At 72.1% G+C, this 19,400-nt stretch carries 16 protein-coding genes and 1 pseudogene; 6 read left to right on the forward strand and 11 right to left on the reverse strand.

Going from position 1 to position 19,400, the window contains the following annotated elements:
- Positions 1 to 28: 28 nt before the first annotated feature.
- Genes ACIQ9E_RS08280 through ACIQ9E_RS08305 form a run of 6 tightly spaced genes read left to right on the forward strand, consistent with a single transcriptional unit; the run spans position 29 to position 5,106 of the window.
- Entirely contained in the window at positions 29 to 1,606 is a 1,578-nt protein-coding gene (locus tag ACIQ9E_RS08280) for an ABC transporter substrate-binding protein (RefSeq protein WP_403703829.1), read from the forward strand.
- A 52-nt stretch (positions 1,607 to 1,658) separates the two neighbouring features.
- Positions 1,659 to 2,759 carry a class I SAM-dependent methyltransferase gene (locus ACIQ9E_RS08285; RefSeq protein WP_403703832.1) on the forward strand — a complete coding sequence of 367 codons (1,101 nt, stop codon included), beginning with the start codon at positions 1,659 to 1,661 and terminating at the stop codon, positions 2,757 to 2,759.
- Entirely contained in the window at positions 2,756 to 3,088 is a 333-nt protein-coding gene (locus tag ACIQ9E_RS08290) for a hypothetical protein (RefSeq protein WP_403703835.1), read from the forward strand. The genes ACIQ9E_RS08285 and ACIQ9E_RS08290 overlap by 4 nt, the downstream gene beginning before the upstream one ends.
- Positions 3,085 to 3,654: a VOC family protein gene (locus tag ACIQ9E_RS08295; protein WP_403703838.1), complete on the forward strand. Its 570-nt coding sequence runs from the start codon at positions 3,085 to 3,087 to the stop codon at positions 3,652 to 3,654. Before ACIQ9E_RS08290 ends, ACIQ9E_RS08295 begins: the two co-directional genes overlap by 4 nt.
- Positions 3,647 to 4,555 carry a class I SAM-dependent methyltransferase gene (locus tag ACIQ9E_RS08300; RefSeq protein WP_403703841.1) on the forward strand — a complete coding sequence of 303 codons (909 nt, stop codon included), beginning with the start codon at positions 3,647 to 3,649 and terminating at the stop codon, positions 4,553 to 4,555. Before ACIQ9E_RS08295 ends, ACIQ9E_RS08300 begins: the two co-directional genes overlap by 8 nt.
- A 5-nt stretch (positions 4,556 to 4,560) precedes the next feature.
- Positions 4,561 to 5,106, forward strand: a complete 546-nt coding sequence (locus tag ACIQ9E_RS08305; RefSeq protein ID WP_403703844.1) for a MarR family winged helix-turn-helix transcriptional regulator — start codon at positions 4,561 to 4,563, stop codon at positions 5,104 to 5,106.
- Positions 5,107 to 5,257: 151 nt separating this feature from the next.
- Here ACIQ9E_RS08305 and ACIQ9E_RS08310 read toward each other — a convergent pair whose 3' ends face one another.
- The 11 genes and pseudogenes from ACIQ9E_RS08310 to ACIQ9E_RS08360 all read right to left on the reverse strand — a co-directional run bounded on the left by ACIQ9E_RS08310 (position 5,258) and on the right by ACIQ9E_RS08360 (position 19,256).
- Positions 5,258 to 6,703, reverse strand: coding sequence for a glyceraldehyde-3-phosphate dehydrogenase (locus ACIQ9E_RS08310; protein WP_403703847.1), 1,446 nt, complete (start codon positions 6,701 to 6,703; stop codon positions 5,258 to 5,260).
- Positions 6,704 to 6,846: 143 nt separating this feature from the next.
- Complete coding sequence (locus ACIQ9E_RS08315; protein ID WP_403703850.1) at positions 6,847 to 9,099, reverse strand: DUF4838 domain-containing protein; 2,253 nt, start codon at positions 9,097 to 9,099, stop codon at positions 6,847 to 6,849.
- Positions 9,080 to 10,765, reverse strand: a complete 1,686-nt coding sequence (locus tag ACIQ9E_RS08320; protein ID WP_403703853.1) for a sulfatase-like hydrolase/transferase — start codon at positions 10,763 to 10,765, stop codon at positions 9,080 to 9,082. Before ACIQ9E_RS08320 ends, ACIQ9E_RS08315 begins: the two co-directional genes overlap by 20 nt.
- Positions 10,762 to 11,778: an aliphatic sulfonate ABC transporter substrate-binding protein gene (locus ACIQ9E_RS08325; protein ID WP_403703856.1), complete on the reverse strand. Its 1,017-nt coding sequence runs from the start codon at positions 11,776 to 11,778 to the stop codon at positions 10,762 to 10,764. The genes ACIQ9E_RS08320 and ACIQ9E_RS08325 overlap by 4 nt, the downstream gene beginning before the upstream one ends.
- Before the next feature lie 6 nt (positions 11,779 to 11,784).
- On the reverse strand, positions 11,785 to 12,660 hold the full coding sequence (locus ACIQ9E_RS08330) for an ABC transporter ATP-binding protein (protein WP_403703859.1): 876 nt from the start codon (positions 12,658 to 12,660) through the stop codon (positions 11,785 to 11,787).
- Positions 12,657 to 13,502 carry an ABC transporter permease gene (locus tag ACIQ9E_RS08335; protein WP_403703862.1) on the reverse strand — a complete coding sequence of 282 codons (846 nt, stop codon included), beginning with the start codon at positions 13,500 to 13,502 and terminating at the stop codon, positions 12,657 to 12,659. Before ACIQ9E_RS08335 ends, ACIQ9E_RS08330 begins: the two co-directional genes overlap by 4 nt.
- A gap of 322 nt (positions 13,503 to 13,824) precedes the next feature.
- Positions 13,825 to 14,967 (reverse strand): ROK family protein, encoded by a 1,143-nt coding sequence (locus ACIQ9E_RS08340; protein WP_403703864.1) that lies wholly within the window; start codon positions 14,965 to 14,967, stop codon positions 13,825 to 13,827.
- Between the two features lie 209 nt (positions 14,968 to 15,176).
- Entirely contained in the window at positions 15,177 to 15,620 is a 444-nt protein-coding gene (locus ACIQ9E_RS08345) for a RidA family protein (protein ID WP_403703867.1), read from the reverse strand.
- Positions 15,621 to 15,720: 100 nt separating this feature from the next.
- Positions 15,721 to 16,599 (reverse strand): geranyl diphosphate 2-C-methyltransferase, encoded by an 879-nt coding sequence (locus tag ACIQ9E_RS08350; protein ID WP_403703870.1) that lies wholly within the window; start codon positions 16,597 to 16,599, stop codon positions 15,721 to 15,723.
- A gap of 31 nt (positions 16,600 to 16,630) precedes the next feature.
- A pseudogene (locus tag ACIQ9E_RS08355) lies at positions 16,631 to 17,761 on the reverse strand (family 2 encapsulin nanocompartment cargo protein terpene cyclase); the annotation flags it as partial.
- A gap of 79 nt (positions 17,762 to 17,840) precedes the next feature.
- Positions 17,841 to 19,256 carry a family 2B encapsulin nanocompartment shell protein gene (locus ACIQ9E_RS08360; RefSeq protein WP_403703873.1) on the reverse strand — a complete coding sequence of 472 codons (1,416 nt, stop codon included), beginning with the start codon at positions 19,254 to 19,256 and terminating at the stop codon, positions 17,841 to 17,843.
- Between the last annotated feature and the right edge of the window lie 144 nt (positions 19,257 to 19,400).

Consider the following 19,400-nt stretch of genomic DNA (forward strand, 5'->3'; position numbering starts at 1 on the left):
GCCGCCGACCCCGAACAAGGAGCCCGTCATGACACCGTCCACCACCAGGAGATCCATCGGCCCCACCCGCCGTCCCAGCCGCCGCGATCTGCTGCGGACGGCCTCGGCGATCGCCGCCGGGGCCGCCGTCGCGGCCTGTACCGACCCCGACTCCGGGGGCAGCGGATCCGGCTCCGGCACCCTCTCCGTCGGGCTCTTCGAGATCCCCGTCGGCTACGCCCCCCTCTACTCCAACTCGCAGAACGTCCGCTGGGTGACCGAACCCGCCACCGACGCCCTCTACACCCATGACACCGCGGGAAAGCTCGTCCCCCAGCTCGCCGCCGCGCCGCCCGCGGCCGGACCCGGCGGGGTCTCCTGGACCGTCCGGCTCCGTCCGGGCGTCCGCTTCCACAACGGGGACGAGCTGACGGCCGAGCATGTCACCGCCGGGCTCAACTTCATCCCCGGCAGCCGGGGCCGGAGCCAGTTCCTGTCGCTGCTGTCGCCCTGGTTCAAACAGGCCGTCGCCGTCGACCCGACGACCGTCCGGATCGAACTGCGCATGCCGTACGGCATCCTCCCCGACCAGCTCGCCCGGATTCCCGTCAGCCACCGGGACTTCATGGCCGAGAAGGCCGAACTGGTGGGCACCGGGCCCTTCCGGATCGACAAGGTCGTCACCGGCCAGTCGATGAGGATGGTCCGCTTCGACGGCTACTGGGGCGAGAAGCCCGCGCTGCGGGCCATCGAGATGACCTCCGTACCCGACCCGTCCACCCGGCTGGTCAATCTGCGGGAAGGCCGGATCCATATCGCCACCGGGGTACAGCCCGTCGATGTCGCGGGCATCCGGCGCGACACCTCGCTGCGGCTCCACGCGGTCCAGGGCACCGGCGGCGTACGGGCCATGATGAACCTGACCCGCCGCCCCTTCGACCGGCCGGACTTCCGGCGGGCCCTGGCCTTCGCCATGGACCGCGAAGGCGTCCGGGAGGCCGTCTTCCACGGCCGGGCCCGGACCGCGCAGGGACCCCTCGGCCCCCTGGTCACCGGCCATGAACCGGACTACCGGCCCTATCCGGAACGGGCCGACCTCGATCGGGCCGCCGAACTGCTGACCCGCTCCGGCATCCCCCGGAACACCACCTTCCGGATCATGGTGTCGACCAGCGGTGCCGCCCGCGACATCGCCCAGGTACTGGCCGAGAACTGGGGCCGGCTCGGGCTCAAGGTCAGCCTCGATGTCGCCGACCCGGCCAACTGGAACCGCCGCTGGCTGGTCCGGGACTACGACATGTCCCTCACCGTCCAGGAGTACGGCCTGGTCGGCGGTGTGATGCCGCTCTCCCAGTTCACGGTCTACCGCACCGCGTCCCGGCAGAACCCCGGCTATCGCGACGCCGCCTACGACCGCGACTTCGTCCGGCTCTTCGGCACCGCGCCCGAGGCCGAACGCGCCCGGATCGCCGCCCGGCTCAACCGCGCCCTCACCGAGAACGCCGTCGAACTGCCGCCCGTCTACCCCGAACTGCTGATGGCCACCCGGGCCGAGATCAGCGGGGTCGACGAGAAGGCACTCACGCTCGGCCGGCTCAACCTCCGCGGCATCCGCATCGGAGGCTGACCGGCCCCGCACCCCCGCCCCGTACCACAGCACCGCCTGCGAAAGGACTCCCATGCTGGGACTGAACGACGAGCCCGTCACGGGCACCGAACGCGCCTATCTGGACTTCTACCTCGGCCTGCGCATCGGCTGGGCCAAGCTCCACCACCCGCTGCTCGACCTGTTCGACGCCCGTGCGGAGGACTGGGCCGCCGAACACGGCCGGGCGCCCGCGGAGACCACCGAGATCGGCGAGGTCATCGAGGACTCCGCACTCTTCCGGTACTTCATGTACCTGCAACGGCACACCCAGCTGCTGATGAAGTACGGACCGCACGGCACCCACGCCTATATCGAGGCCCGCCGGGAGGAGCTGGCGGAGCGCATGGGCTCCGGCGACGGGCCCGAGCTGGACCCGGAGCTGCCGATGCCCGCCTACTACGCGGACACCGACTACCACCTGGAGAAGGGCGGCTACTGGCAGGACGACCTCGACGGGCCGGTCTACGACTTCGGGACCCGGATCCACTTCGCCGGGCTGGAGAACGTGGGCTCCATCCACCGGGCCAAGACCGAGGCACTGCCCCGGGGCGACTACCGGCGGATCATCGACCTGGGCTGCGGCACCGGCGACGGCACCTTCGGGCTCGCCGAGACCTTCCCCGGCGCCGAGGTCATCGGGGTCGATCTGGCCGCGCCCTTCCTCAAATGGGCCCATCTGAAGGCCGGGGAGCGGGGACTGCCGATCCGCTTCGTCCAGAAGGACGCGGCCGACACCGGCTTCGAGAGCGGTTCGTTCGAGCTGGCCACCTCCACGATGATCTTCCACGAGATGCCCGCGGACCATATCGCCGCGATCGTCCGGGAGAGCTTCCGGCTGCTGGCGCCCGGCGGCCGGTTCGCCATCTACACGGCGGGCGAACTGCCCACCACTTACGGCCTGTTCATGATGGATTGGCACGCTCACATCAACAATGAGCCGTTTATGTCCGACTTCTTCAGGGCCGATCTGGAGAAGCCCCTCGTGGACGCGGGCTATACGGAGGTCGCCACCACCGTCGTGGACGCGTTCCGGCACGGGGACAAGAAGGCGTACGGCTCCGCCGCACCCCCGGACCCGCGCCGGGCCCGGGCCGGCGGCTGGCGCCTGGTCACGGGAAGGAAGCCGGTATGAAGAACCCCGCAGGCATCACGGACGGCCAGATGGTCTTCTTCGAGGACCCCGCGGTCGACAAACTCCTCGGCATGGTGCTGGCCCTGGCAGGTGAGATCTACGTCCAGCGGGACCGGATCCGGGTCCTGGAGCACCTGCTCACCGAGAACGGCACGCTCCCGGCCGGAGCCGCCGAATCGTACCTGGTACCCGATGCCGCGGCGGGCGAGTGGCGGGCCGAGCGGGACGCCTTCTTCGACCGCATCCTGACCCCGCTGGCCGCGGACTACCTGGGTCCGGAGGCCACGCACCGCGCGGCGGACGCGCAGCGCAGGGCGGCCGGCTCATGAGCGGCACCGGGACCCCGGCCGGTGCGCCCGCGGTGGCTGCGCCCGCCTGGCTGACCCGGGAGCCCGTCCAGGGAGGCGCCCCCGTCCTCTGGCGGACCAGCATGATCACCATCCGCTCCGCCGACCAGCCGCGCGCGGTCCGCTGGTACCGCAACGTCCTCGGCTTCCAGCTGGAGTTCGATATCCCCATCCGGGTCCCGAACCGGCCCTTCCGGATGGCGGTCCTGGTCGGACCGGACAACCGCCGCGTCGAGATCACCGGCCGGGGGCTGCCCAAGGGACGGCCCGCGGACGTCTGGGACACCCCCGTCTCCGTCACCTACCAGGTCGACGACCTGGACACGGTCCGGTCCCATCTCCAGGCCATGGACGTGCCGTACTTCACCCCCGAGTTCAACGGGCAGTACGGAAGGCTGCTCACCCTGCTCGACCCCGACCACAACATCATCAAGCTCCAGGCGCCCAACGAGAGGTGCATCGCGGAGCAGAACCTCGAAGACCCGGACACCCCGCGCTACCCGGACGAGCCCAGATACGTCCCCGACCCGGAGGCGACCGATGCCTGAGACCACGAAGCCCGGCGGCGCACCGCCTCCGCCCCGCACCCGCCCGCCGCTGCCGGAGGGCTGGCGGCCCACCCTGCTCTCGCTCCGGCTGGCGAAGAAGCACCCCAAGCTCTCCCGGGCGGTGATCCGCTGGGAGATGCGCCGGGCCCCGAAAGCGACCGGTCCGGGCGATCTGTCGGATCTGCTGGCGCCGGGTCAGCGGCGCCCGGCCGACTTCCCCGCGTACTACATCGCCAATCCGGTCCACCAGATGAAGGGACTGCACTGGATGCACCCCTCCATGGGGTACCGGCTGGAGCGGATGGCGGAGGACTTCCCGCTCGGCAAGCGCGAACAGATCCGGTGGTGGGTGGAGAGCCAGGTGCTGGACCGGGGGGTGCGGCCGCGGCGGATCCTGGAGGTGGGCGCCGGGACGGGGGCGACGGCCTTCGTCTACGCCCAGGTCTTCCCGGAGGCCGAGGTCATCGGGGTGGACCTGTCGCCGTCGGTGCTGCGCTGGGCCCGGCGCCGCGCCGACGAGCTGGGGATCCGCAACGTCAGCTTCTACCATATGGACGCCGGTGACCTGTCGGCGTTCGACGACGGCAGCTTCGACGTGGTCCACGAATCGCACCTCCTCCACGAGATGCCCGCCTACCAGATCCGGCGGACCGTCTCGGAGATGGTCCGGGTCTGCGCCCCGGGCGGCTTCCTCGGCTTCTTCGACTGGGCCATCCCGGAGAACGAGCGCGACTGGCGGCAGCGCGAGGGCATGGTCCGCAGCAATGTCGAACCCTTCATGCTGGAGTACTCCCGTACGGACCATCCGAAACTGCTCGCCGAACTCGGCTGCGACGATGTGGTGATGGTGGAACGGCACAGTCAGTCCGCCAGTTGGCGGGCCCGCAGGAAGGTAGCCTGAGCCGGGTGGAGAACCACACCGACGCGCTGTTCCGCGGATCCGAGAACCACCTCAGCGGTCTGCTGACACTGACCGCCCGGCTGGTCCAGGACCGGCTCTCGGCGGCGCTGCGGCCGTACGGTGTCACCTATGCCCAGGCCGCCGCGCTGGTGCGGCTCTGGCGCACTCCGGACGGGCGGATGCTCCAGCACGACTTCGTCACCTCGCTGGCGCTGGCCCGTCCGTCCGGAACGCTGCTGATCGGCGATCTGGAGCGGTCCGGGCTGGTGGCCCGCTCCCCCGACCCGACCGACGGCAGACGACAGGTGATCACCCTGACCGAGGCCGGGCGGGAGCTGGAGGGCAAGGTCCACGGGGTGATCTCCGGACTTCAGCGGGAGATCGACCGGCTCGTCGGACGGGAGGATCTGGCCCGGACGATGCGGGTGCTGACCACGGTGCTCTCGTGGCTGGAGCCCGCGGCGATGGCGGCCCTGCCCGTGCACGACCGGGACCCGGGCCGCCGTACCACCGGGTCCGCGCTGCCCGCGCCGCGCCCGGCGGAGCGGTAGCGGCGCACCGGCACGGCAGGTGCGGGGGCCGTTCCGGGGAGCCGGCTGTGCTCCCCGGAACGGCCCCGGTCATCGCGGGTTCACCGGATCCAGGTCGGCTCTTGCGGATCAGGCCGGGCTCGCGGGGTCCGGCCTCATCCGAAGAAACGCCCTAGGCGACCGGTGCCGGGAAGGTGGGGTACTCGACTCCGGAGACGTGCTGGACGACCCGGATCACCTGGCAGGAGTAGCCGAACTCGTTGTCGTACCAGAGGTAGAGGATGGCGTCGTCGCCCTCGACCTTGGTGGCCCCGGCGTCGACGATCGACGCGTGGCGCGAGCCGATGAAGTCGCTGGAGACCGCGTCGGGCGCCGTGGTGAAGTCGATCTGGCGCTTCATCGGCGAGGTCAGCGATACCTCGCGGAGGTAGTCGAGAACCTCCTCGCGGGTGGTCTCGCGCTCCAGCCGGAGGCTGAGGATGGCGATGGACACATCCGGTACGGGGACGCGGATGGAGCTGCCGGTGATCCGGGCCCGGAGATCGGGCAGCGCCTTGGCGACGGCGGACGCGGCCCCGGTCTCGGTGATCACCATATTGAGGGGCGCGGAGCGGCCCCGCCGGTCGGACTTGTGGTAGTTGTCCAGCAGGTTCTGGTCGTTGGTGAACGAGTGGACCGTCTCGACATGGCCGCGCAGCACCCCGTACTCGTCGGCCATCGCCTTCAGCGGCGGCACGATCGCGTTGGTGGTGCAGGATGCGCAGGAGATGATCTGCTCGTCCGGCTTGATCATGTCGTGGTTGACGCCGTGCACGACATTGGGGACGTCGCCCTTGGCCGGGGCGGTCAGGACGACCTTGGCGATACCGGGGCGCAGATGGTTGGAGAGCCCCTCGCGGTCGCGCCAGCGGCCGGTGTTGTCGATGAGGATGGCGTCCTTGATGCCGTACTCCGTGTAGTCGACCTTCGCCGGGTCGTCGGAGTAGATCATCTTGATCTCGTTGCCGTTGGCGACGATGGTGTCGTTCGCCTCGTCGACCGTGATCGTGCCCTGGAACTGGCCGTGGATGGAGTCGCGGCGCAGCAGCGAGGCGCGCTTGACGATGTCCTGTCCGGCGCCGCGGCGGACGACGACGGCCCGCAGGCGCAGCCCGTTGCCGGAGCCGGCCTTCTCGATGAGCAGGCGGGCGACCAGCCGGCCGATACGGCCGAAGCCGTAGAGGACCACATCGCGGGGTTCGCGGCGGTCGATCTTGTTGGCGCCGGTGGCACCGGCGACCGCCTCGGCGGTGAAGTCGGCGACGGAGAGTCCGCGGCTGTCGGCCCGGTAGGTGGCCGCGAGCATGCCGAGGTCGATCTGGGAGGGGCCGAGGTCGAGCGTGGTCAGCGCCTCCAGGAACGGCATGGTCTCGGTGACCGATAGCTCCTCGCCCGCGATCTGCCGGGCGAACCTGTGGGTCTTGAGGATGCTGACCACCGACTTGTTCACCAGGGAGCGGCTGTGCAGCAGGACGGTGACGTCCCGCTCGCGCTGCAGCTTCCCGATGATCGGGATCATCGACTCGGCGATCTCCTCACGGTTCTTCCAGTTGGTGAACGAATCCTCGATGACAGTCACAGGCACTTCTCTTTCGAGCTAGGTGGCGCTCATATGCTAACCACCTGATCCACCCATGATTCAAGGGGTGCCGGGTGAGCCGCACATCACCTTTGAAGGCGGTCCGCCCGGCATCCCTTCTGTCCATCGCGGTCGGATCGCCGTCAGACCACGTTCACCGTGAGCCGGGCGGGGGGCAGCACGGTGCCGTCCCCGGTGCGGAAGGTGAAGGCGACGGTATGGCTGCCGGGTGCGAGGGAGGCGGACGCCGTGAGGACGAGCCGGTGGACGGCGTCCGCGGCTCCGGCGGGGCTGAGCGTCCCGGAGACCGCGCCGGGGACCAGCCCCGGGGGTGCCGTTACGCTCCAGGTCACGGTGTGTCCGCGCCAGTCGACGTCCTGCGCCCGCAGCCGGACGGTGCCCGAGCCGCCGCGGGCGACGGTCAGCCCGCTCTCGACGGGCGCGGCGTGCGCGGGGAGCCGGTAGACGGCGTGCCCGTCCCGGTGCGCGAGGGTGCCGCCCCAGCGCTGGACGGACCGGATGTCCTGGAGGACGAGCCCGCGGAAGCGGTGCTCCTCCAGAAGGGTCCGGTAGGCGGCGCGGGCGGCCGTACGGGCGGCGGCGGTCGGCGCCGTGGTGATCGCCACATCGGCGAGCGCCAGGTCGATATGGGACCGGAGCAGCGCGGCGACGGGGTACTCCTCCCGTCCGGCGAGCACGGCCAGAGCCCGGTCGAGCGCCGCCGCGGCGGCCCGGTAGCCGGTCTCGGCGGCCGAGGCGTAGGCGGGCGCGGTGAATCCGTCGGGGTCGGCGGTGGTCCGGGCGTAGTAGTCGGCGAGGTGTCCGGCGGCGGGGCCGAAGCGGTCGGCCAGATATCCGGCCAGCCAGGGGGCCGGGTCGGTCCCGGGGTCGCGGGCGAGCCGCGCCGAGAAGAGGTGGACCGCCTCGAAGGGCAGCCAGTCGGCGGGCTCCGCGTAGGAGCCCAGTCCGTCGATGCCGAGGGAGGCGTAGAAGCGGGCGTCGGCGGCCAGGATCCCGAGCGGACGGACCGGCAGCGACCGCCACCGGTAGCGGCGGTTGTAGTCGTAGACCGCGAGCGGCCCCTCGGCGGCTTCGGACCAGGACCGCAGCAGCGCTGCGAGCGGGGCGTTGGTGCCGGAGGCCGGATCGTCGACGGCGTGCTGGTAGGTGCGTTCGTACGGGGCGAAGTCGATCAGCACCTCGGGGTGGAAGCCCCGGCCGGGCGTGGGCGGGGCGATGGCCGCGCCGTAGGCGATGCGCTCCACCCGTACCCCGGGCAGGGCCGTGGCCAGTGCGGTGCGCAGGGTGTTCACCACATGCGCCTCCGCGTTGGCGACGGTGCCGAAGGCGGCGACCGCCGCGGCGGGCCAGGTCGCCGTGTCCGGGGGCCAGCAGTCGAAGACGGTGATCTCGGGCCGGGCGGCGAGATGGGCGACGACGGCCCGGACGTAGGCGTCGAGGGCGTCGGGGTTGTGGACGTCGAAGACGTTCGCGCCCCCGCTGTAGTAGGCGGGGTACCGCTCGCGGGGCAGGAAGCTCTCGTAGCCGTGGCCGCCGACCTCGACGGCGATGCCGCGCCGGGCCGCCTCGGGGGCCACGGCCGCCCGGACCCGGTCCCACGTGATCACGGACCAGTGGTTGTAGTCGGAGGGGTGGACGAGGGTGTTGAGCCGGTTCTTCGCCATCCAGTCGAGCAGCAGGACCAGGCCTTCGGCGGTGTGGCTGGTGCCCTCCTCGACGTATTTGCGCCGCCAGGTCCACGCGGGTTCCTCGACGGTGCCGTGGGTGCCGGACAGGACGAGGGCGGGATCGCGCGGTACCCGCTCCGCACGGCCCTGGTACGTGGGAAAGGCGGGGGCGAAGAACCGGACCCCGGCGCGTTCGAGGAGCGCGTAGACGGCGTACAGCACCGCCCGCGGCCCGCGGCCCGCCGCAAGTGCTCCGGCCGGTCCCACGACGACGGCGTGCGCGTCCCCGCCGCGCCCGGCGAGCAGGGTGTCACCGGCCGCGGCGAGGGCGGCGGGGACACCCTGCTCGACGGGCGCGGCGGACGCGGGCAGCAGGGCCACGCCGCGGCCCGGCCGGTCCGCGCGGTGCCGTGGGAGCGGCCGTCCGGTGATGCGTTCGAGATAGCGGGCGAGTTCACCGGCGGCGAAGGAGACCGGGTCGGACGCCGGATCGGAGGGGCCGTCGGAGGACCACCAGACGACGGTGGTCCCGGCCACCGGCAGGGGCGCGGGGGACCTGCGGCGGCGCGGGGCGCGGGGCAGTTCGCGGGCGGCCGCCGGGGCGGCGCCGAGCCCGCCCGCCACGGTGACGGCGGCGGTACCGGCCGCCGTTCTCAGCAGGGTTCTGCGCCCGGGGAGGGCGGCGGGGTCACGGGGTTCGGGAGACATGGGTGCGGGGTCCTTCCGGGGCGGGCGGGGGGTGGGGAGTCGGGAGTGCGTCCTCCGGTACGGCGGCGACCGCTCCGGCCGCCGCCGGAGACGCCGCTCCGGACGCCGCCGGGGATGCCCCTCCGACGGCCGCTCCGGCGGTGGATTCGAAGGAGCCGAGGGAGGTGTCACCGGGCGGACCGCCGGTGTCGAGTACGGCAGCCATCCAGTGGTGGAAGTTGTCCCCGCGTTCGACCAGCAGCCGGTACAGGCTCCGGACCAGCCGGTCGCGGTCGTCGCGCAGCGCCGGATCGTCCCAGGCGTTGCGGAGTTCATGGGGGTCGTGGTCGAGGTCGTACAGCTCGCACAGCGACTCGGGATTGACCACGATCTTGAAGCGGGCGTCCCGGAGCATGCGCTGCGGATAGGGGAAGTGGTGGCCGTGGAACTCGGCGACCACATGACGCGGCCAGGAGCCGGGGGCCGGACCGCCTGCGGCCAGCGGCAGCAGGCTGCGCCCGTCGACGGCGGGCGCGGGGTCGCAGCCCGCGAGGTCGAGGATCGTGGCGGTGAGATCGGTGAGGGTGGCGAACTCCGGGCGGACGGTTCCGCCGGGGGCGCCGGGGATCCGGAGCAGTCCGGGGATGCGGTAGACGTCCTCGTACATCGCCGGACCCTTGTCGTGCATCCGGTGCGAGCCGGTGAACTCACCGTGGTCGGCGGTGAAGAGGACGGCGGTGGAGCCGTCCAGACCGAGGTCCGCCACGGCGGCCCGGATCCGGCCGATCTGATGGTCGATCAGGGCGACATAGCCGTGGTAGGCGGCGATCAGCTTGCGGTACTCGTCCTCGGTGAGGCTGTCGTGCCCCCAGAGGGCGCTGTAGTTCCGCTGGACCGGGGGTTTGTTCTCGAAGGTCTCCGCGAGGGATTCGGGGAGCCGTACGGTCGCCGGGTCGATCAGGTCGTAGTAGGCGTCGGGCAGCAGATAGGGCAGATGGGGGCCGAAGAAGTGGGTGGCGAGGAAGAAGGGGCGGGCCGTGTCGGCGGCGGCGTCCGCGTCGGCCCAGCGGTGCAGGAGTTCGATGGCGCGGGTCGCCAGATAGTGTTCGAAGGTCGCTTCGACGGGCTGTCGCAGCCGGGCCGCCAGCAGGGGTCCGGGGCCGCCGCCGGGGAGCCGGGTGCGGACCGGGTCGGTGATCGCGTACGGCGGCAGTCCGCGGGCGTCGAGGTAGTCGAGGTAGTCGGGGTGGGTGACGGGGTTGTGCCAGCCCGGCAGATAGGGCCCCTCGAATCCGAAGTCGGCCGGCAGGCGCCGTACCCCGGTATGCCATTTCCCGATCAGCCCGAGCCGGTAACCGGCCTCGGCGAGCGGGGTGGTGAAGGTGAACTGGTCGTCGGCGAGATCCTCGGCGAATCCGACGTTCCGCTCGTAGTTGGCGAGGAGGCGGTGCCGGAAGGGGGCGTATCCGGTGAGCAGGCTGGCCCTCGCCGGGGTGCAGATGGAGGTGGGGGTGTAGCAGCGGTCGAGCCGGGTCCCGGAGGCGGCGAGGTCGTCGAGGTGGGGGGTGTGCCCGCCGGTGGCGCCGTAGGCGCCGATGGTGTCCGTGCGGTGCTGGTCGGTCATCAGGAAGAGGATGTTGCGCCGGGGGGTGCCGTCGGCGGGGCGGGGCGCCGCGGGGCCGGTCATCGGGCCGCCGCCCGCTGGTAGAGGTCGCCGGCGTAGAACTTCTCCACGGGTACGGGGGCGTCGAGTTTGCCCGCGCGGACGAAGAAGCCCTGGAGGGCGGTGAACCAGCGGGCTACGGTTCCGTCCCGGCCCGCCGCCACCAGCTCGGCCGTGGACAGCGGCTCGGTGTTGCGGGCGTCGGCGGCCACCGCGTCACGGTCGAGCCGGAGGAACCGGGCGGTGATGTCGATCGCCTTGCCGGGGTTCGTATGCCGGAAGTCATTGGCCTTCTGGAGGACCCGGACGACGTCCTCGACCAGTTCGCGGTCCTTCCCGACGGCGCCGGGGGCGGCCACCACGGAGCTGGGGAAGGCGAACTCGGCGGCGAAGTCGGCGCTCTCGGCGAGCCGGACCAGACCGGGGATCCGCTTCTCCACGGTCGCCAGCAGCGGATACCAGAGCGCGGCGGCGTCCACCTGGCGGGAGGCCAGGGCGGAGACGGCGGTGGCCGGGGCCATGGGGACGGTCTTCACATCCTCGCGGGAGAGTCCGGCCCGGTCCAGGGCGAGGCCGAGGATCATATCGCCGGAGGTGCCCTCGGGGACGGCGACGCGTTTGCCCTTCAGATCGGCGGTACGGGAGATGCCGCGGCCGGGCAGGGCGACGACCCGGTCCGCGCGGCCCAGCTGGTTGACGGCGACGACGGTGGCCCGGCCGGAGGCGGGCAGCCAGGCGGCGCCGGGGCCGATGGTGCCGAAGTCCAGGTCGCCGGCGCCCAGGGCGGTGATCTGGGTGGGGCCGTCGGTGAAGACCTTGTACGTGGCGCGGATGCCGTGCTCCTTCCAGAGCCCGCGCTCCCGGGCCACGGCCAGCAGCCCGGCCTGGTTGTAGTCCGCGATGTAACCGAAGTCGACCGACCGGGTGCCGTCGCCGTCCGCCGAGTCCGCGGTGCAGCCGCCGGTGGCCAGGACGGCGAGGACGGCGGCCGCGGCGACGGCACGGCGGGGGCGCGGCGGGTGAAGAGAGGGGGACATGGGGATTCAGGGCTCCAAGGAGGTGGGAGTCGGAGGGGTGGTGCGGGATTCCTGCTCATGGACGGCCCGCCAGACCTCGGTCCGCAGCGCGGTGAACGCGTCGGCCAGCCGGGTCGCGGCGGTCCTGGGCCGGGGCAGACCGATAGCGACGGTCCGGTGGATCCGGCCCGGCCCGGCGGCCATGACGATCACCCGGTCGGCGAGGAACACGGCCTCGTCGACGTCATGGGTGACGAAGAGGACGGTTCCGCGCTCCCGCTCCCACATCTCCAGGAGCTGCTCCTGGAGACGGGATCGGGTCAGCGAGTCGAGCGCGCCGAAAGGCTCGTCCATCAGCAGCACCCGGGGGTCGGCGGCGTAGGCGCGGGCGATGGCGCAGCGCTGCCGCATTCCGCCGGAGAGGGTCTTGGGCAGGGCGTCGGCGAAATCGGTGAGGCCCACCAGGTCGATGAAGTGCGCCGCCCTGCGGCGGCGTTCGGCCCGTGGTACCCGGGCGGTGCGGAGCCCGAACTCGACATTGCCGCGGACGGTGAGCCACGGGAAGAGGGCGTACTGCTGGAAGACCATGCCGCGGTCGGGACCCGGGCCGCGCACCGGGCGGCCGTCGAGCCGCACCTCGCCGCGGCTCGGCTCGACGAGTCCGGCCGCGATGCCGAGAAGGGTCGATTTTCCGCAGCCGGACGGGCCGACGACGACGGTGAACTCCCCCTCGGCGATATCGAGGTCGACGCCGTCGAGTGCGGTGAACCCGCCGTCGGGGCCGGGGAAGTGACGGGTCGTGTCCCGGAAGGCGATCAGGGGCGGCGGCAGGGCGGGAGCCCCGGGCAGGGGGCCCGGCGGGGCTTCGGCCGAGGTTCCGGGCCGGGGGCCGGCGGGGGTCATGCCGTCCTCCTCTCCTGCCAGACCGTGGCCCGGCGTTCGGCGGCGATGAGCAGTCGGTCCATCAGCAGCCCGAGCGTGCCGATGGCCACGATTCCCACAAAGATCGTTTCGAGGTCGTAGTAGAGCTGGGCCTGCTGCATCCGGTAGCCCAGCCCCTGCTGGGCGGCGATGAGTTCGGCGGCGACGAGCGTGGACCACGCCGCCCCCAGGCCGACCCGGGCCCCGACGAAGAGGAACGGCACCGTGGCCGGGACCACCACCCGGATGAAGATCCCGGGGTCCCGGGCGCCCAGCACCCGGGCCGCGTCGACAAGGGTCCGGTCCACCGCGACGACGCCCTGGAAGACGGAGACCACGGTGGAGAGGAAGGCTGCCAGGAAGATGACCGTGATCTTGGCGGGCTCGTCGATGCCCAGCAGCACGATCGTCAGCGGGATGATCGCCAGGGGCGGTACGACCCGGAAGAACTGCACCCAGGGCTCCAGCAGCGCCCGGGCCAGGGGGTACCAGCCCATCAGCGCGCCGACGGGGATCGCGGCTGCGGTGCCGAGCGACCAGCCGGTGAGCACCCGGCGCAGCGAGACCAGGGCGTCCGTGGCCAGGGTCCCGTCCCGGAGGAGTTCCGCTCCGCGCGCCGCGACCGGCCCGGGGCCCGGGACGCCGACCGTGCCCGGCCCGGCCGCCAGCTGCCAGAGCCCGATCCCGGCGACGAGGGAGAGGGCTCCGGTCAGCCGGGCGGCCGTCACCGGTCCCCGGGCCCGGCGGATCGCACCGGCCGGGGCGGCGCGCGACGGCACCACGGCGGGTGGGGAAGGGGAGGATCGTGGGGTGGTGCGTGGCATGGCGGGCCGCCTCTGGGTCCTGGGGCGTACGGGAGGGGAGGTACGGGGTACGGGCCGGGCCCCGTACCGGACCACGGTGCGGGGCGGCCGGGGGCAACGAGCGGGGTGGAGCCGGTGGTTCGGCGCGGCCGGTCGCGGCGGAGCACCCGGGCGCGGCAACGCGCCCGGTGCGGGGACCGCACGGCGGACGGTGCGCGGCGGTACGGCGGACGGTGCTACGGAATCCCGGGCGGCCGGGCCCGGCGGGAGCGCGGTGCCGGAGCACGGGCCGGGCGGGCCGCCGGCGGGGACGGCCCGGCGCGCCCGGCAGGTACGGGAGCAGTCAGCCGGCGCTTCCCGGCCCGGTACACGCGGCGAGCGGCACGCGGGCGTTCCGGGGCCCGCCCGGCACGACCGGTACGGGCGCCTCCTGGCGGAGCAGGGCGATGGCGCCGAGCGCCCCGCCCTCGTCCCCCAGTTGCGCGGTGACGACGCGCAGTCCCACCCGTGCGGCGGGCAGGGTTCGGGCCCGCAGTTCGGACTCCAGGGGGCCGAGCAGCCGCGGTCCCAGCGCGGCGAGTTCCCCGCCGATGATCAGCAGCTCGGGGTTGACCGTGGTGCACAGTCCGGCGAGGACCCGCCCGGTCAGCCGGCCGGCCCGGGCGACGGCCTCGTCGTCGCCGGTGCCCCCGGCCGCCGTCACCGCGGGCAGCGAGGCGTACAGCTCCAGACAGCCGTGGTTTCCGCAGCGGCAGCGCGGCCCGCCGGGCTCGGCGGTGACATGTCCGATCTCCCCCGCCGTACCGGACGCGCCCCCCAGCAGCCGCCCGTCGACGACGAGTCCGCCGCCGACACCGTGCGACAGCCGGACGTAGATCGCGTGCCGGGCACCGGCACCGGCGCCGTGCACGGCTTCGGCGAGTGCCGCGAGCCGGGTGTTGTTCTCGGCGAGGACCGGAGCGCCGTAGCGTTCCCGGAGGAGCCCCACCACGCTCCCGGCCCGGTCCCCCGGTTCGGTGACCGGTCCGACGAGACCGATCCCGATGCCTTCCAGTCCGGCCGCGGAACCGTCGAGCAGTTCGTCGAGGAGTTCCAGCGCCGCGCCGGTGCGCTGCTCTTGGGGGGCGTCGGACGGCCAGGCGCGGGCCCCGGAGGCGACGATGTCGTGGGCGGCGTTGGCGACGACCGCCCGGACCCGGCCGCGGCCCAGGTCGATACCCGCGCAGCGGCCGGTGGCCGGGTGGAGGCGGAGCAGTTCGACGGGCCTGCCCCGGCCGCGTACCCCCTCGGCGGGGGCGGGACCCGCGACGACGACCGCCCGTTCGATCAGGGCGGCGGTGATGGACGACAGCGCGGTACGGGAGAGTCCGGTGTGCTGCGCCAGCCCGGCACGGCTGACCGCGCCGAGCCGGCGCAGCACCTCGACCACCTGCGCCTCGTGGGTACGGCGGAGGAGGGTCAGCGCGGTGGGTTCGGTCCTGGGCATGCGGAGGAGCGTGCCGCCGCCCCGGATTTACGTCAATGTTCCGGAGGAATTCCCGGACCCGTCATGACCGCACGAATCGCCATCAAATGACGGGCCGATTGGAGCTTTTCGCCCGACTGGCGCCCTCTTTGCGGCATTTCCTGTGCCATGGAGTGTTCACGGTCCCTTGATACGGCCGCCACGGTTCCGGCCGTGCCCCGGACGGGGCTTCACGCCCGGCCGGGCAGTTCCCGTCCGGGCAGCTCCCGGTCGGCGGGCACGATCGCGTCCGCTTCGATCTCCATCAGGAACTCCGGCGATACCAGCGATACGACCTGGAACGCCGACGACGCCGGGAGCCGCGCCGGGTCCATCACCTCGTTCCGCGCGACGGCGACCTCCTTCAGCTGGGCGACGTCCGCCATGTAGTAGGTCAGCCGCACCACATCGCCGAAGCCGGCTCCGGCGGCCGCCAGACAGCGGCCGAGGTTGGCGAAGACCTGACGGGCCTGGGCCAGCGGGTCCCCGGGGCCCACCAGCTGCCCCTTCTCGTCCAGGGCGATCTGCCCGGAGACGGCGACCCACCGTCCGGTGCCGGTCACGACATGGGTGTAGGGGACCGCGGGGTGCACGCCCTCCGGGTCCGGGATATGCGTCAGATGGTCGATCGTCATAACGTCATCTTCCACTGCCCGGAACCGGGCGGGCGGCCCGCCCCCGCGACGAGCGGGGACGGGCCGCCTCCTTCCGTACCGCACGGGCGGTGCGGAGCCTTCAGACGCGGTCGGCTGCGATCAGCAGATACTGGAACGAACCGTCCTTGTAGGAGTTGATGAACGCTTCCTCGATGCCCGTCGTCAGGGACGAGGTGGCGCGCAGCTCCCAGTAGGGCAGGGTTTCGGCCGTCAGGTCGACGACCGCCTGGGGGACGAGCCGGTTGTCCGCCATGGCCCGCAGGTATTCGCGGCGGGAGTGGATATTGCACTCGAAGTGGGCGTTGATCTGGGAGACCCATTTCGAGGGCTGGCCGTAGATCGGGTTCCAGCAGCCGGTGATCGTGACGTAGCGTCCGCCCACGGAGAGGATCCGGGAGTGTTCGGCGAACAGGTCGTGCAGGTCGACGTACATGCTGGACTCGTTGTTCCAGGAGGCCGCGGCCTCACCGGTGGCGAACGGCATGCCGAGCATATTGCAGACCCGGGCCCGGACCGACTCCTCGATGCCCAGTTCCTTGGCGCGCCCGTTGGCGAAGTCGGCCTGCTTGACCGAGAGGGTGACGCCCTCGACGGAGCAGCCGAAGCGCTGGTGGGCCATGACCATGGAGCCGCCGCGCCCGCAGCCCGCGTCGACCAGGGTGTCGTCCCGCTGAATGGGCCCGAGGTGGTCGAGGAGGACATTGGTCTGGGCGGATTCCAGCCGGTGGAGTTCGGCGATCAGCCGCTCCTCCCGGTCCGGGGCGCCGGGGGCCCCGAGGGCGGCGTGGTCGACGTCGCCGATGCCGTAGTGGTGGTGGTAGAGGCCGTCGACATCGCCGAGGCGGAGGTTGACGGGTCTGGCCTCGTGGTCCCAGTAGCGGGCGATGTCGCCCTGGTAGGGCGTCGCCGGGTTGGGGATGGTGACGGTGTCACGGGTGGTCACGTCGGACAGAGACAACGACGGGTTCCCTTCCTTGCCGGAGGTCGTATTACCAGAAGTCGGGCAGGCTGTAGCGGTAGGTGTTGCTGCGGTGCCAGTGGTGGTTGCCGTCGACCCAGACGGCCACGCCGCGCAGGAAGCGCGTCAGGACCGGCAGGGGGAAGGCGGCGGACAGGGCTGCGGCCTCGGCCTCGAAGGCGTGCATCAGGTCGTTGTGGACCTCGACCGCCTTGAGGTACGCGTCGCGCTCGGAGCGGTTCTCGCGTTCGGCGATGACCACGGGGAGGTTCAGATGCCGGCCGGGGCTGTCCAGCTCCTTGGTGTAGGAGTAGAGGTCGTTGACGATGGTGGTGGCGTTGGAGGCGAGGGCGATGACCCGCTGTAGCTCCGGTCGGGCGTGGAGGTCGGCGGGCAGTTCGTAGCCTCCGACGGTGTCGGTGATGGTGGGGCAGGGGCGGAAGTTGTTGAACTGCCGCATGGCCAGGTACTCCCACACCTCCGGAACGTGGTCCGTCTGGTCCCAGGCGCCTTCGGCGAGGTAGCCGAGGTGGAGCCGGGCCATATCGTGCCGGAACCGGTCCGCCTGGGACGGGGTGGCCGCCTCCAGGAAGTGGTCCATGGCGGAGCGGTACGCCCTCCGGGGGGCGTCCGCCTTCAGCGATTCGGCCCAGGGCGCCCGGTACTCGGCGGTGAGGTGCAGGGGGTCGAGCGCCGTATGGGCCAGCAGCAGCCGGCCGCCGAGCCCGACGGGCGAGCCTCCGTGGTCCTCGCAGTAGCAGTCGTCGACAGCGTTCTCGGCGACCATCAGCCGGGCGGCGACCATCAGATGCTCGACCGTGGGGGCGTCGGGGTGGCAGACGGTCATATACGCCCCCACCTGGAAGCCGTCGAACTGCTCCGCCCACTCGGGGGGATACAGCTCGATTTCGTCGATGGCCCAGATCTTGATGAGCCGGTCGACCTCGGCGGCCCGGCCCCGGTCGTACTCGGCCACCGGATGGTGGTAGAGCCCCGGGACGGGGCTTCCGGGCGGCGGCGGTCCGGCGGCCGGGCCGCCGGGGTCCGCCGCCGGGGGCGGTACGGGGGCCGGCGCCCGCTCCGGGGCCGGGGCGGCCTCGGACCGGGGCGGCTCCGCGCGGCGCACCGGGATCAGGTCCGCCGTACCCAGACCGGTCGGTCCGCCCGGGATCCACCGCAGTGCCTCGGTGCTCATGACCGCACCACTCCTCCTGCGGGTGAGGTGGTCCGCACCGGCCCGCTCAGCTTCCGGTACGGGCGATCTGCACGTTCTCCAGCACCCCGAGCGCGTCGGGGACCAGGACGGCGGCGGAGAAGTAGGTGGTCACCAGATAGGAGATGATCGCCTTCTCGTCGATCCCCATGAAGCGCACGGACACCCCGGGCTCGTACTCGTCCGGCAGTCCGGTCTGGTTGAGGCCGATGACGCCCTGATTGTCCTCGCCGGTCCGCATCACCAGGATGGAGCTGGTGTTCTCCTTGGTGATGGGGATCTTGTTGCACGGCAGGATGGGCACCCCGCGCCAGGCGGGCACGCTCTGTCCGCCGACGTCGACGTGGTCCGGGTAGAGACCGCGGGCGTTGAACTCCCGGCCCATGGCGGCGATCGCCCTGGGGTGGGCGAAGATGAAGCGGGAGCCGCGGCGGCGGCTGATCAGCTCGTCGAGGTCGTCGGGGGTGGGCGGGCCGGAGTGGGGCTGGATCCGCTGGTTGAAGGCCGTGTTGTGGAGCAGCCCGAAGTCGCGGTTGTTGATCAGCTCGTACTCCTGGCGCTCCCGCAGCGCCTCGATGGTGAGCCGCAACTGCTGCTCGGTCTGGTTCATCGGCTTGCTGTAGAGGTCGGCGACGCGGGTGTGGACCTTGAGGACCGTCTGGGCGAGGGAGAGTTCGTACTCCCTGGGCTTCAGTTCGTAGTCCACGAAGGCACCGGGGAGTACGGCTTCCCCCTCATGGCCGGAGGACATCGCGATCTCGGCCTCGCCGAGCCGGTTCTGCCGCTGTTCCGGCAGGGAGACGAATTCCCGCAGATGGGTCTGGAGGGCGGGGGAACCGGCGGTCACGGCCGCGAAGTCGGTCCGGGCGAGCGTGAGCAGGGTTCCGGCGGTCCTGGCGACGGCGGTGTACTCCCAGACCCCGTCGGTGTCGAGCAGTGCGCTCTGGCCGAAGCGGTCGCCGTCGGCGAGCACACCGGTCACGGTCTCGTCGCCGTAGGGGCCTTCCGAGATCTGTTCGATCCGGCCGTGGGCGATCAGGTGGATCTGCTCGGCGGGGGTGCCGCGTTCCACGATCACCTCACCGGCGCGGAAATCGCGCTGGACGCACCGGCCCGCGATTGCGGACAGCACCTCGGCGTCGTCGAAGCCGCGCAGCAGGGAGAGTTCGCCGAGTTCCTGGGGGATCACCCGGACGTCGGCGCCGTCCTGGACGAACTCGATGCGTCCGTCGCCCACGGTGTACGTCAGACGGCGGTTCACCCGGTACGTTCCGCCGGAGACCTCGACCCACGGCAGCATCCTGAGCAGCCAGCGGGAGGTGATCTCCTGCATCTGCGGGGCGGACTTGGTCGTGGTGGCGAGGTTGCGGGCAGCCGCCGTCCCGAGGCTGCTCTGCGGGCGCGGATCCTGCTGTTGCGGCTCCGGGCTGGTGTCCACGGTCATCGGGCAGTGCTCTCCTTCACGAGGGCAGCGTTGAGCATCGGCGCAGTGCCGAAGGTGTGGATGAGATGCGAGGGAATCGGGGGCGGTCATCCCCCGGACCCGCCAGAACCGTAGGTGCTGTGAGGACCGTTCAGCCATGCAGAG

This window comes from Streptomyces sp. NPDC094448 (genome assembly GCF_044763775.1).
Lineage (GTDB): Bacteria > Actinomycetota > Actinomycetes > Streptomycetales > Streptomycetaceae > Streptomyces.